Raw genomic sequence first — 12,688 nt, forward strand, 5'->3', positions numbered from 1 at the left:
CGCAGGCGCGTTCGCGCCTCCGGCCGGCTCGGCGCCGGTTGGCAGCGTCCCGTCGCGCGGGGCGTCAGAGCGCGACTTCGATCACGGCGCGCCGGTCCTTTTCGAGGCAGTCGACGAGCTTCGCGTTCTTCGCGTCCTCGGCCCCGAGGTCCTTGCAGGTGTCGCCGGTGACCGGCTCGCTCTCGCCCTTCGCCTCGACACGGCTGCGCTTCGCGTCCACGCCTTTCGAGGTGAGGTAGGCCACGGCGGCTTCGGCGCGCTTCTTCGACAGCGCGTCGTTGTGCGGAGCCTCGCCGATCCGGTCGGCGTAGCCCTTCACGACCACGCTCGTGTAGTCGCGCGCCTGGAGCTTCGCGACGAACGCGTCGAGCGCGGCCGCGTCGTCGGGACGAAGCGCCGAACGGTCGAACGCGAAGTACACGGTCGCCCTCGGCGGTGGCTCGACCACCGGCGCCGGTGCAGGCGCAGGAGGCGGAGCTTCAGCGCTCGCCGGCGGCGCGGCGGGCGCTGTCGAGGCGACCGGGGCCTTCGAAGCGTCCGCCACCGGGGGCGGCGGCGCCTTGTCGCGCGGCCAGAACCACCAGAGCAACGCCAGCAGCACCGCGACGGCAATGGCGACAGGCAGTGGCTTCATGCGATCCTCCCGATCGAACGTCGGACGGCAAGCGCTCGCACGCGGCGAGCAGGATCAGGTGCGCCGAGGCCGCACGCAGCCGAGGGCGGCATCCTCCGTGCGCGAGTCTGAACCGACCGGCGCCCGACGTCCACGCATGATTGCGCCCGCCCGCGGGTGAGGATCCCAGGTGCCGGAAGCAGGCGCTCGATGGCCCGGGTCAGGAGTCTGGCCGGGGTTCCTGCCGCGCGAGCCGCCCGAGCAAGGTGCGGATCAGCCCCGCGCCGCCGATCGTCGCGCCGAGCGCCGTCACGACCAGCATCGCGACGAACGCGACCTCCGCGCTGCCGAAGCCCGCGAGGTACGCCGCTCCGCCGTCGGCGGACAGGGTCGGGGACGCCGTCGTGCAACACCAGGCGGAGAGGGTGGTGCCGGTCGATCCGCGGCGGTCCCGAGCGGCCCCTCCCCCGGGCCGGGGAGCACGCAGCACCCGGGCAGGCACCGGCGGTCTCAACCCCCGGGAGACCGCGCATGCGTTACAGCCCGAGTACGCCAGGCATTCGAGAGGCGAGGATCGATGAAACGCACACTGTTCACGCCCTCGGCCATGGGGGTCGGCCCGATCGTCGTGGCACTCGCAGCGGCCGTGCTGCTCGCCGTCGCCGTCGTGTCGCAGATGACGTCGGCGAGCCCCCCGTTCCACGGCACGCGGTGGACGCTCGTGCAACTCGGCAGCGAACCGGTCACGGTCGCGCCCGCGCGTACGCCTTCGATCAGGTTCGGAGGGGACCGCGTCGCCGGCTTCGACGGCTGCACGACGTTCTTCATGGAGGGCAGCACCGACCCCAACAACATGCGGTTCGACCCGGCGAAGGGGGCGCTCGCGCCGGTCCCCTGCCCACCGGACTTCATGCTTGCCGGCGCGCTCCACGTGGCGCTCCTTCATGCGGTGCGCGCGACGGTCGACGGCGATCGCATGACGCTCCACGCCGCCGACGGGCGGGTGCTCGCGACCTTTCGCGCGGAGCGATAGGCCGGCCCCGGCGAGCGGGGCGCGTTCAACGTACGGCCGGCAGGTCGAGCACCACCCGCGCGCCGCCGAGAGGCGAGTCCTCGAACCGGACCTCGCCGCCGTAGAGGCGGGCCAGTTCGTCGACGATGGCGAGGCCGAGCCCCGAACCTTCCACCCGCTCATCGGCCCGGACACCTCGGCGCATGAGGTTCGCCCGCGCTTCGCGCGCGATGCCCGGGCCGTCGTCGTCGATCGCGATGGTCAACCTGCCACCGTCGCCACCGGCTGAGAGCGCTACGCGATGCCGCGCCCACTTGCACGCGTTGTCGACGAGGTTGCCGAGCAGCTCCTGCAAATCCTGCTCCTCGCCGCGGAAGGCGAGCGCGCCGTCGATCGGCTGGACGTCGATCTCGAGCCGGCGATCGGCGTGGATGCGCTCGATCGCGCGCACGAGACCGTCCACGACCGGGGCGACCGGTGTCCGGGCTCCAGGGACGCGCGTTGCCGCAGCGCTGCGCGCACGCTTCAGGTGGTAGTCGACCTGGCGGCGCGCGACCTCCACCTGATCGCCGACCAGCCTTGCGAACTCGCCGCCGCGCTGCGCATGCGCGGCGTTCGCGAGCACGCTCAACGGCGTCTTCAGCGCGTGGGCCAGATTGCCGGCGAGCGTGCGTGCACGAACGACGATCTCGGCGTTCTGCCCGAGCACGGCGTTGAACTCGTCGACGAGCGGCGTGACTTCGGAGGGGAACGAGCCCTCCATCCGGGTCGCCTTGCCTTCCCGCACGGCGCCGAGCGCACGCTGCAGCCGGGCGAGCGGCGCGAGGCCGACGACCACCTGCATGACCGCGGCAACGACGAGGCCGATCGCAAGCAGCGCGAGTGCAGCCCAGAGCATCCCTCGAAACCGCTGCACCGGCTCGGTCATCGCGCGCTCGTCGGCGGCGACCATCAGCCGGAACGTGAGCCCCGGTCGGTCCGCCGGATGGATCGTGCGTTCGATCACCTGGAGCGTCGCGCCGGCCGGACCGCGCCCGCTATGCAGATGCACCTGCCCGTCCAGCCCCGTACCGGTCGGCACCTCGAGCACGGCGTCCCAGAGCGATCGTGAGCGCAGGACGCCGATCGCAGCGGGTCCGGCGGGGCCCGCGGCCCGGTCCACCTGCCAGTAGAGTCCGGAATACGGTCGCGCGAGGCGCGGGTCGCTCAGCGGCGTCGAGAGCTCCGGCGCGTCGGCTTCGTCGAGCACCAGATTGGCGGTGAGCTGGTCGAGGTGGGTGCGCAACTCGGCGTGGAACCGGGCCTCGACATGGTCGCGTACGAGCGTCCCCAGGCCCCAACCCGCGATCGCGATCGACGCTGCGATCCACGCGAGCGTTCCCGCCAGCAGGCGGACGCGCAGCGACTCACGCATCCGGACGCGAACGCTCATTCCCCGCAGGCGATGCGGTAGCCCATCCCGCGCACGGTCTCGATGAGCTTCGCGGGCAGCTTCTTCCGCAGGCGCGCGATGAACACCTCGATCGTGTTGGAGTCGCGGTCGAAGTCCTGGGCGTAGATGTGCTCGATCAGGTCGCTGCGCGACACGACCTCGTTGCGGTGGTGCATCAGGTAGTCGAGCACCCGGAACTCGTGACCGGTGAGCGCGACGGCCTGCCCGTCGACGCTGACCCGTCCGCTGCGCGTGTCGAGCACGACCGGGCCGCAGCGGAGTTCCGCCCGCGCGTGCCCGCCGGCCCGGCGGATCAGGGCCCGCACGCGTGCGAGCAATTCCTCCATGTGGAACGGCTTGGCCAGATAGTCGTCCGCCCCCGCGTCGATCCCCGCGACCTTGTCGTGCCAGTTGTCGCGCGCGGTGAGGATCAGGACGGGCATGCCGCGCCCGCACTCGCGCCACCGCTTGAGGACGGTGACGCCGTCGAGCCCCGGCAGTCCCAGATCGAGAATGACGGCATCGAACTCGCCGGTCTCTCCCGCGTGCAGCGCATCGACGCCGTTGTGCGTCACATCGACGGCGTAGGAGGCCTCCGACAGCGCGTGCGCCAACTGCGAAGCGAGCGTCGTTTCGTCTTCGACTACCAGAACCCGCATCTCGTGGTGCCCCGGCCGGCTCGCCTCATCTCATCCCGCCCCTGCGCTTCAGGACGGACCCGTCGCGGGCATCGACCTCGAGCTTGACGATCGATCCGTCCGGACCCAGCAGCTTGATCTCGTAGACCCAGCGGTCGCGTTCCCGTTCGAGTTCGACCGCGATCACCTGCCCCGGGACATCTCGCCCCACCCGCGCGAGGATGTCCTGCAACGGCAGGATCTCGCCCGCTTCGAGCGCGCGGCGGGCCCGGTCCTGGTCGTGATGACCGCCCGCGTGAACGGGAAGCACGGCGGCTGCCGCCAACACTACCGCAGCGGTCCATTGCCGCAAAGTCCTGCGTTTCATCGGGCGTTCCTGCTCACGGTCGACACGTCGCGTCGAAAACCCCTTGTAGACGCCGTCACCTGAACGGCAGATGAACACGCCGTTCAGCGTGGATACATGCAGCCGCGGTCAAGATCGCACCACGGTCACTCGACGACCGCGACCACCGGAGAACCGCGCGATGAAAACCCCCTACGCACTTTCCGCCTTCGCCCTCGCCGCCGGACTCGCCGTCGGCTCGCTCGCCGTGACCGCGGTCCAGGCACAGGACCCCCTGGCCGGCGCCGCGCTCGAAGCCGGCGCGCGCCTGACCATCGGCCAGGTGGTCGAACGGCTGACCGCGCAAGGCTACCGCGACATCGACGAGATCGAGCGCGACGGCGGCGCCTGGGAAGTCGACGCGCGCACCAGCGCGGGTGAACGCGTGAAGCTTCGGGTCGACGCGCACAGCGGTGCGATCCTGAAGACGAAGACCGATGCGCGCAGAAGCGACCGCGACCACAAGCGCATGGGCGACGACAGCCGTCACGCGCCCACGGAATGCGGTAGCGAACCCTGCCGCACCGACCGGCGCGCGCAGGGGCTGTCGAGCGCGACGATGGGCTGGTACCTGTCGGACATCTACGCGCGCCTGCCCGCCACCGGCGGCTGACGAGCGAGGCGGGACGCGACGCTCCGGAGGCGCCGGCGGGCCGGTCGCCTTCGGCCGCGTCCCGCCCGGCGCGCCGAAAGCATTCCGTCCGATGCCCCGAATGCGTCCATCGAACTGCCACCCGCGAAAGCCACCGCCATGCCCATATCAACGACGACACGCCGCGAGGCGTACCACCCGTGGTCCATCGCCGCCCATTGGCTGACCCTGCTCCTCCTCCTCGCCGTGTACGCGGCGATCGAACTTCGAGGCGTCTTTCCGAAAGGAAGCGAGGCCTACGTCGCGATGAAGTCCTGGCATTTCACGCTCGGGATGCTGCTGTTCGTCCTGGTCCTCGGGCGCCTCGTCCTGCGCCAGGTCGTGCGGGCTCCGGCGCTCGAGCCTCCTCCGGCCGACTGGGAGCGGTGGCTGGCGGGCTCGATGCACGTGGCGCTGTACGCATTCCTCGTGGCGATGCCCCTCCTGGGCTGGCTCGCGGTGAGCGCCAAGGGCAGGCCGGTACCCTTCTTCGGCGCGGAGCTGCCGCCGCTGATCGCGCCGGACAAGGCGCTCGCGAAGAACCTCGAGGACCTCCACGAAGCGCTCGGCACGATCGGCTATTTCCTGATCGGCGTGCACGCGGCGGCGGCGCTGTTCCACCACCATGTGCGAGGCGACGATACACTGCGGCGCATGCTGCCACGACCGTTGCGCGGATCTGCCGCGGCCGGATCGCTGCGCCTGCCGCCCGGATAGACGGAAAGCAGGTTCGCGCCGTCCCGGAGTAGGATCGACGCGGGGGGGCTCGCGGCTCGTCGCCGCGAGCGCGAGACTTGGCGTCGACTTCCAACGCACGTGAGGGCGCGCGCCCCAACCCCGACCGGGCGTACGTCGCGCGGGCGCGAGTCGATCACGCGCGCGCCGGCCTCGCGATCGCGGTCGCGGCGCTCGCATGCATCGCCGTTGTCTGGCTCGGCTACGAGGCGTGGCGATTCCTCGCGCGCCCGCAGCGCCTCGGGCCCATCGCGATTCATCCGGGCGCGATCGACCTCGTGATCCTGCACGACATGGTCGTCGACTGGTGGCGGGGGGCCCCGGTCTATGCCGGCCCCCGCGGACCGGTCAACAACTACCCGCCGGCGAGCATGATCGCGCTCGCGCCGATCTACGGCTGGTCCTCGGAGCCGCTCACGGTCGTCGTGTGGCTCGCCAGCTTCGCCGCCGCGCTGGTGGCGCTCGCGATCCTCCTCGCACGCGAATCCGGCGCACGCACCGGCGTCGAGCGCGCGATCGCCGCGCTCGTCGTCGTCGCGACCTACCCGGCCGGCGCGACCTTGGGCAACGGACAGATCGGTGTCCACATCGTGCTCGCATCGGTGATCGCGCTGCTGCTGTTGCGCGATCGTCCTCCATCCTGGCCGCGAGACGTCCTGGCCGCCGCGCTCCTGCTGTTCGCGCTGGCCAAGCCGACGCTCGCCGGGCCGCTCGCGCTGGTCGCGGCGGTGCTGCCGGGCGGCGTACGGGTCGTCGCGCTCGTCGCGGTCGGCTACCTCGGCCTGACATGCGCCGCGTCCGCCGTGCGGGACGAGGGCCTCGCCTCGCTATTGGGCCAGTTCCTCGCGCGCGGCTGGTCGCAGGCGATGCGCGGCGGCGAGTCCAATCTGCACCGGTTGCTCGCCGATGCGGGGCTCGCCGGCTGGATGCCTTTCGCATCGCTCGGTGCGATCGCGCTCCTCGCGCCGTTCCTCATGCGCTGCCGCCGGGCCGATCCGTGGCTGCTGATCGGCGTCGCTGCGATCGTCACGCGGTTCTGGGCCTACCACCGCTGGTACGACGACCTGCTGATCCTGTTGCCGCTGGTCGCGCTGTCGCGCATCGCGCTCGACACTTCATCGCCCAGCCGCGATCGCAGCGGCGCATGCGCGCTCGGCGTCGCCGTCGTGCTCCTGTTGCTCGCTCCAGGCGGCCTCTACCTCCTTCCCGAACCGTGGAACACAGGCTACCGGATGGCCCAGGTCGGCACGTGGCTCCTCGCGGCCGCCCTCCTCGCGCGATTCGCCTGGCGCGAAGCGTCGTCCGCAGGGCCGATCGGCAGGGCACCGCGCGCCTGAGTCGGCGCAGCGAACCTCGCGCGGCGTCCGCCGACGCGCCGAAGCGACCGTGTGGCATGCTCTGACGACGGCCGACACCCGCGGCCGCGCACCCGACCGACGCTCGCCGCCGCGACACCGATGACCTCCCTGCCCGCGCCCTCGCTTCCACCGGTTCGCCGCGTCGCCGTCGTCGGCGCCGGCGCCGTCGGAGGCTACTACGGCGGCATGCTCGCGCTCGCCGGCGTCCCGGTCACGCTCATCGCGCGCGCGGCGCACGTCGATGCGATCGCGCGCGACGGCCTCGCGATCGTCCGCGCCGACCGCCGCGACGTCGCGCGCGTCGAGGCCACGACGCAGATGACCGCGATCCGGACGGCCGACGTCGTGCTCGTCTGCGTGAAGTCCCCCGACACGCGCGCCGTGGCGCTCGAGATGGCGCCGCACCTCGCGCCCGGCGCGACCGTGGTGAGCCTTCAGAACGGCGTCGCTAACGCAGACGTCCTCGCCGAAACGCTTCCCGCTGTCGTGCTCGCGTCGGTCGTGTGGGTGGGCGTGTCGATGGACGCGCCCGGTGTCGTGCGGCACGCCGGACGCGGCGACCTGGAACTGGGCGTGGCGCGAAGCGGCGCCGGCCGACCGGGCGCGAAGGCGCGGGCCGCCGACATCGCGGCGATGTTCGAGCGCGCGGGCGTGCCCTGCCCGGTCGTGGACGACATCGACGCCGCGCTGTGGCGCAAACTCATCACCAACTGCGCGTTCAACGCGATCTCGGCGCTCGGCCGCGCGCGCTACGGACGCATGGCCGCGGAGCCCGCGATCCGCGAACTCATGGAGACCGCGATCCGCGAAGCGGTCGCCGTCGCCCGCGCCTCGGGCGTCGCGATCGACGAGGCCGCGATGATCGCCTCGGTCTGGCGCACGGCCGCGGCGATGGCCGCGCAGCACTCGTCCACCGCGCAGGACGTCGTGCGCGGCAAGCGCACCGAGATCGACATGCTGAACGGATTCGTCGTCTCGCGCGGAGACGCGCTGGGCGTCCCGGTGCCGGTCAACCGCACGCTCCACGCGCTCGTCCGCCTGCGCGAGGCCGGCGACGATCTCGCGTGACCGGCGCATCGCCCGTCTGACCGGCGGGCCGCCGTCCTGCCTCGTTGCGCCGACCCCCTCGCCCGCGGCGCCGGCCGCCGTCAGTTCGCGAGCGGCTTCGCCGCCACCATCGACGGGAACTGGCGCTTGAGCGCGTCGAGCTTCGGCAGGTCGTTGTAGACGATGTACGGTTGCGTCGGATGGCGCGCCACGTAATCCTGGTGGTAGGCCTCCGCCGGATGGAAATTCGCGAGCGGCGCGAGTTCGGTCACGATCTTCGACCGGAACGCCTTCGCGCCGTCGAGTTGCGCGATGTACGCTGCCGCGATCCGCTGCTGCTCGTCGTTGGTCGTGTAGATCGCCGAACGGTACTGCGTGCCGACGTCGGGTCCCTGGCGGTTCAATTCGGTCGGATCGTGCGCGACCGAGAAGAACACGCGCAGCAGCGTGCCGTAGCTCACGACCTTCGGGTCGAAGGTGATCTCGACCGACTCCGCGTGGCCGGTGCGTCCCGACGACACCGCTTCGTAGGTCGGGTTGGGCGCCGTGCCGCCGGCGTAGCCGGAGACCGCCCGCGTGACGCCGTTCAGGTGCCGGTAGACGGCTTCAACGCCCCAGAAGCAACCGCCGGCGAACACCGCGGTCTGCAATCCCCCGGATGGGGACGCCTTCATGTCGAGCGCGGGCGCGGGCACGGGCGCGGCCGCCATCGCGGACGAGGCGAGACCCAGCAGAAGTGCGAATGCGGAATGGCGCATCGTGGGCTCCGGAACCAGCGGGCAATGTGCGATTGTCGCCCGGATCGGGTCCAACCTTTCACGCTCGGGTATACCGCCCAACGCGGCCGGTTCGTCACACCACCTCTCGCGTCGACGTTCGCGGGAGCGCCGTGTTCCCGCCCGGCGAAACTGTCGCGGACGACAGGAACGACGTCGTCGCAGCCTGCCGCCGCGGACGCCGCCATCTTCGACGCAGGCCAGCCGATTGCGCCTATGATGCGCACCCGATGGCCATGCGCTACCCGCTGAAGGAAGTCCCGGCGATGCTCCGCACGGCGGGCGGCCGGCGTCAGGTCATCGACGGCGCGAACTACCGGCTGTGGCCGGTCTGGTCGCGACTCGCGATCGCGTATCGCCGCACCCTCGCCTCGCGCACGCGCGTGGTCGCGGTCACCGGAAGCTTCGGCAAATCGACCACGGTTCGCGCCATCGCCGCGGCGCTCGATGCGCCCGCAACGGACGCGAGCCTGCGCAACGCCTGGACCTCGGTCGCGCGCGCGGTCCTGCGCATCGTGCCGGGCCAGCGCCACGCGGTCATCGAGACCGGTATCTCGGGACCGGGCGAACTCGCACGCTACGGACACGTCGTGCATCCCGACATCGCGATCGTCACGTCGATCGGCAGCGAGCACCACGCGAAGCTGCCGACGCTCGAGGACAAGCGCGGCGAGAAGGTCCTCCTCGTGCGCGCGCTGCGTCGCGGCGGCGTGACGGTCCTGAACGGCGACGACCCGCACACGCTGTGGATGGCGTCATCGGCGCCGGGCCGCGTTCTGACCTACGGGACCGGGACGCACGTCGATGTCCGCGCGAGCGACGTGCGCCTCGACTGGCCGCGCGGCATGCGCTTCCGGCTGCACGCGTTCGGCGAGGAGCGCGTGGTGGCCACCCGCCTGATCGGGAGGCACATGGTCTACCCGATCCTCGCCGCGATCACCGTCGCGTGTCTCGAAGGCATTCCGCTCGATGCCGCGCTCGAACGGCTGCGCGCGCTCGAACCCACCCCCGGGCGCATGCAACCGGTCTTGCTCCCCAACGGCGCGATCCTGCTGCGCGACGACTACAAGATGACGCGCGAGACGATCCACGCCGCGCTCGACGTGCTGGACGAGATTCCCGCCGCGCGCAAGATCGTGCTGTTCGGCGACATGTCGTTCGTCCAGGGACGCGAATGGCCGGTCTACCTGGCGGTCGGGATGCACGTCGCGCGCGTCGCGGACCGGTTCTCGACCGTCGGGCGCGCGTTCAAGCGCTACTCGCGCGGCGCACGCAAGGCCGGCATGCCGCGCGAGGCGATCGCGGACGCCGGCCGGACCGTGCAGGAGGCCGCGGCGCACCTCGCGCGGGTGCTCCGCCCCGGCGACGTCGTGCTGATCAAGGGCCGGCGCGGGCAGAAGCTCGACCGCGTGCGCCTGATCCTCGAAGGACACTCCGTAGGCTGCGCGATCAAGCTGTGCGAGATCCGTTCGACCGAATGCCTGGTGTGCCCGATGTGCGAGAGTGGCTGGGGCGGCCACCGGGTGTTCGTGCCGGATTGGATCCCGCCCCGGTCCGATCGCCGGACTCGGCCGCCCGAGGGGCGATCGACCTACGCGACGATCTCGATCGCGTCGGCGACGAGCGTCGAGGCCAGCAGCACGCCATCGCAGCGCACCGTGCATCCGACGTAGCGGTCGAGCGCGCGGTCACCCATCGCTGGTCCGCCGTGGCGCCGCAGGACGTAGCGCCCCTGCGGTGTGTCGATCCAGGTGGCGACGTGCTCGCTCTTGCTGAGGGTGCCGAACGGTCCGCGCGACACGCGTCCGGTGACGCCACGCACCCGCCGCCCTTCATCGCCGGTGACCTTCGGTTTCATCAGCGCTGCCGGCAGGTCCTCACGCCGACGACACGGCCACCCACGATCTTCACGACGACCGCGACCGCGTGCGGACCGCCCGGTGCCCCCGACGGCTTGCGCACCGCGAGGAAGTAGCGGCATCGTTCCGCCGCGCCCCGCGCATCCCCCAATGCGCGCGCGCCGGTCGGCGCCGCGGCCGCGAACGCGCGGAACGGCTTCGTGTCGACGCCTTCGCGCCTCGCGATGCTCGCGAGGTCGCGGCGGAGCCTCGGCGAGAGCGTATCGGTCGCCGCGCGGACCGCGGGAGCGCGCGTCCGCTGCAGGAAGCGCCCTTGTGCCGCGAGGTCGCCACGCCGCTCACGCCGGCGTTCGCGACGAGCCTTCACGAGCGACTCCTCGCCGTCCTTGCGCGCGCGCGCGCCGGGACGACGGGAACGCGAATCGGGCCGTGCGAACTCGGAGGCCACGGGATGGATCGACGGATCTCCCAGCAGGATGAACTGCGCGAGGGTCTTGAGATCGATCGGGTCGATGTCGATGCGCCCGCCGACGAACGCCTGTCGCGCTTCGAGCGCCGCACGCCCGAGCGACATCCCCGAGAGCGCGCGCAGCAGGAACTCCTTCACCATCAGGTCGGCGGCCGTGGTGTCGCTGCGGTCGTCGCCGTAGGCGATCGTCGTGCTGCCGAAGAATCCGCACGCGCCCTGCGCGAGATAGCTCTGGCAGATCGGCCGGTCGGCGCCGATCAGGTCGGGCGAATAGAGCTGCGCGCCGTAGCAGCACTCTGCCGCGGCGACGGTGCCCGGCCTGACCTTCTTCGCGAGGCCGCGCGTGCTTAACGCGATCGGGTAGCGGGCGTTGCGCCTGCGGTCCTGTCCCTGGAACTCGGGCGAGCCCTCGCTGCCGTGGCAGTTGATGAAGTGCGCGAGCGCCGCGAGGGCGGAGGCGGAGAACCGCGGTCCGGCCGGCGGCGAGGTCCGCACCGTGCCGCGCACGCCGAAGACGTCGAAGGCGTTGCGCTCGCTCGAGGCCTTCCAGACCTTCGCGCTGAGCGCGAACGGCAGGCCGTAGGCTTCCGGCGGTCGACGCGCATGGCGCGCGGCGAGGTCGAGCAGCCGCACGAGGCTGGATGCCTGCGCGCTTCGGTACGCGCCGCGGAGGTCCGGCAGGCGGCCGACGACGCGGGTGGGACCGAGGAACGCCGCGACGTCGGTGCCGTAGCGGCCGTCGCAGGCGTACGGCAGGTCGCTCCACGCTACGCTGTCGGGGTCGTCGGGCGGATCGAACGCCGGATTCGCGATCGGCTGGTGCGGAACGACGTCGGGGGCGCCGAGGATCATCAGGTAATCCGGCGCCGCCCTGCGATACGCCGCGTCGACCGCCCGCTTCGCGCCTCGGTAGTCGAGCGCGTCGCGCATCGGGCGGCAACGGTACGCGCGCATCGAGCGGCCGTCGTCGAGCAGGACGAGCCGCGTGACGAGTCCGCGGGCGCGGTCCGCGGCGACGAGCCGTCCGATCGCCGCGCGGATGCGCCGCCACCCCGCGGATCCGTACTTCGCCCGCAGCGCGCCGCGGTGAGTGACGATCAGCTTGTCGGTCATGCGCCCCTCGCCGCGAGGCGGACCCTCGCGCGGCCGCGCTCCGCGCTACGGCGACAGCGTGTTGCCCAGGAAATCGCCCTTGCCGATCTCGAGCCCGTTGTGACGCAGGATGGCGTACGCGGTCGTCACGTGGAAGTAGAAGTTCGGGATCGCGCGCGCGAGCAGGTACTGCAGGCCCGCGTAGGTGACGTCCTTGCCGCCGACCTTGACGACGGTCTCCTTCTTCTCGGCGCCATCGATGTCCGCCGCGGCGACCGTCTTCAGGAACGCGATCGACGTCTCGATGCGCGCCTTCAGGTCCGCGATCGTCTTGTCGTCGCCGAAGGTCGGCGCCGCGGCGCCCGCAAGCCGTGTGGCCACGCCGTTGGCCGTGTCGCAGGCGATCCTGACCTGGGCCGCCAACGGAAGCATGTCGGGGTAGAGCCGCGCGGTCGGCAGCACCGACGGATCGAGCTTCTTCGCGTCCGCGTAGGCCTGCGCCCGGTCGAGGATCGCCGCGAGGTTGTGCAGCATGTGGGTGAACCGGGGAATGCTCACCTGATACATCGAGATCGACACGCGAGTCTCCTTCCTGTGGGGAACCCGGTCCGGACGCGAGGACTCCAAGGGAGCGCGCCCAC

14 protein-coding genes are annotated in these 12,688 nt (G+C 71.7%); 6 read left to right on the forward strand and 8 right to left on the reverse strand.

Translation table 11 applies throughout. From position 1 onward, the window contains the following. Positions 1–64 precede the first annotated feature (64 nt). A complete protein-coding gene (locus tag HS109_05330) occupies positions 65–634 on the reverse strand; it encodes an OmpA family protein (GenBank protein ID MBE7521791.1) in 570 nt (189 codons plus the stop codon). Between the two features lie 556 nt (positions 635–1,190). Here HS109_05330 and HS109_05335 point away from each other — a divergent pair. Further along, the gene (locus tag HS109_05335) at positions 1,191–1,646 is read left to right on the forward strand and encodes an META domain-containing protein (protein MBE7521792.1); all 456 of its coding nucleotides are present in this window, start codon (positions 1,191–1,193) and stop codon (positions 1,644–1,646) included. A 25-nt stretch (positions 1,647–1,671) separates the two neighbouring features. Here HS109_05335 and HS109_05340 read toward each other — a convergent pair whose 3' ends face one another. The 3 genes from HS109_05340 to HS109_05350 are packed head-to-tail and all read right to left on the reverse strand — an operon-like array spanning position 1,672 to position 4,062. Continuing rightward, positions 1,672–3,057, reverse strand: coding sequence for an ATP-binding protein (locus HS109_05340; GenBank protein MBE7521793.1), 1,386 nt, complete (start codon positions 3,055–3,057; stop codon positions 1,672–1,674). Then, a complete protein-coding gene (locus HS109_05345) occupies positions 3,054–3,716 on the reverse strand; it encodes a response regulator transcription factor (GenBank protein MBE7521794.1) in 663 nt (220 codons plus the stop codon). The genes HS109_05340 and HS109_05345 overlap by 4 nt, the downstream gene beginning before the upstream one ends. A 25-nt stretch (positions 3,717–3,741) precedes the next feature. After that, the gene (locus HS109_05350) at positions 3,742–4,062 is read right to left on the reverse strand and encodes a PepSY domain-containing protein (GenBank protein MBE7521795.1); all 321 of its coding nucleotides are present in this window, start codon (positions 4,060–4,062) and stop codon (positions 3,742–3,744) included. Between the two features lie 160 nt (positions 4,063–4,222). On the opposite strand from HS109_05350, the gene HS109_05355 reads away from it, so the two are divergent. The 4 genes from HS109_05355 to HS109_05370 all read left to right on the forward strand — a co-directional run bounded on the left by HS109_05355 (position 4,223) and on the right by HS109_05370 (position 7,872). After that, positions 4,223–4,693, forward strand: a complete 471-nt coding sequence (locus tag HS109_05355) for a PepSY domain-containing protein (protein MBE7521796.1) — start codon at positions 4,223–4,225, stop codon at positions 4,691–4,693. A 138-nt stretch (positions 4,694–4,831) separates the two neighbouring features. After that, positions 4,832–5,428 carry a cytochrome b gene (locus HS109_05360; GenBank protein ID MBE7521797.1) on the forward strand — a complete coding sequence of 199 codons (597 nt, stop codon included), beginning with the start codon at positions 4,832–4,834 and terminating at the stop codon, positions 5,426–5,428. Between the two features lie 77 nt (positions 5,429–5,505). Further along, a complete protein-coding gene (locus tag HS109_05365; GenBank protein ID MBE7521798.1) occupies positions 5,506–6,783 on the forward strand; it encodes a DUF2029 domain-containing protein in 1,278 nt (425 codons plus the stop codon). 120 nt (positions 6,784–6,903) lie between these two features. Then, entirely contained in the window at positions 6,904–7,872 is a 969-nt protein-coding gene (locus HS109_05370) for a 2-dehydropantoate 2-reductase (protein ID MBE7521799.1), read from the forward strand. An 80-nt stretch (positions 7,873–7,952) separates the two neighbouring features. Here the strand turns inward: HS109_05370 and msrA are convergent, their stop codons facing one another. Next, the gene (gene msrA / locus HS109_05375) at positions 7,953–8,609 is read right to left on the reverse strand and encodes a peptide-methionine (S)-S-oxide reductase MsrA (GenBank protein MBE7521800.1); all 657 of its coding nucleotides are present in this window, start codon (positions 8,607–8,609) and stop codon (positions 7,953–7,955) included. Between the two features lie 248 nt (positions 8,610–8,857). Here msrA and HS109_05380 point away from each other — a divergent pair, with 248 nt between their 5' ends. Next, positions 8,858–10,300, forward strand: a complete 1,443-nt coding sequence (locus HS109_05380) for a hypothetical protein (GenBank protein MBE7521801.1) — start codon at positions 8,858–8,860, stop codon at positions 10,298–10,300. Here HS109_05380 and HS109_05385 read toward each other — a convergent pair. Genes HS109_05385 through HS109_05395 form a run of 3 tightly spaced genes read right to left on the reverse strand, consistent with a single transcriptional unit; the run spans position 10,219 to position 12,626 of the window. Continuing rightward, positions 10,219–10,485, reverse strand: coding sequence for a hypothetical protein (locus HS109_05385; GenBank protein MBE7521802.1), 267 nt, complete (start codon positions 10,483–10,485; stop codon positions 10,219–10,221). The two genes, HS109_05380 and HS109_05385, sit on opposite strands and share 82 nt — an antisense overlap. Further along, on the reverse strand, positions 10,485–12,068 hold the full coding sequence (locus HS109_05390; protein MBE7521803.1) for a hypothetical protein: 1,584 nt from the start codon (positions 12,066–12,068) through the stop codon (positions 10,485–10,487). Before HS109_05390 ends, HS109_05385 begins: the two co-directional genes overlap by 1 nt. 45 nt (positions 12,069–12,113) lie before the next feature. Beyond that, on the reverse strand, positions 12,114–12,626 hold the full coding sequence (locus tag HS109_05395) for a DUF1993 domain-containing protein (GenBank protein MBE7521804.1): 513 nt from the start codon (positions 12,624–12,626) through the stop codon (positions 12,114–12,116). Positions 12,627–12,688: the final 62 nt, after the last annotated feature.

The organism is Burkholderiales bacterium (assembly GCA_015075645.1).
Taxonomy (GTDB): domain Bacteria; phylum Pseudomonadota; class Gammaproteobacteria; order Burkholderiales; family Casimicrobiaceae; genus VBCG01.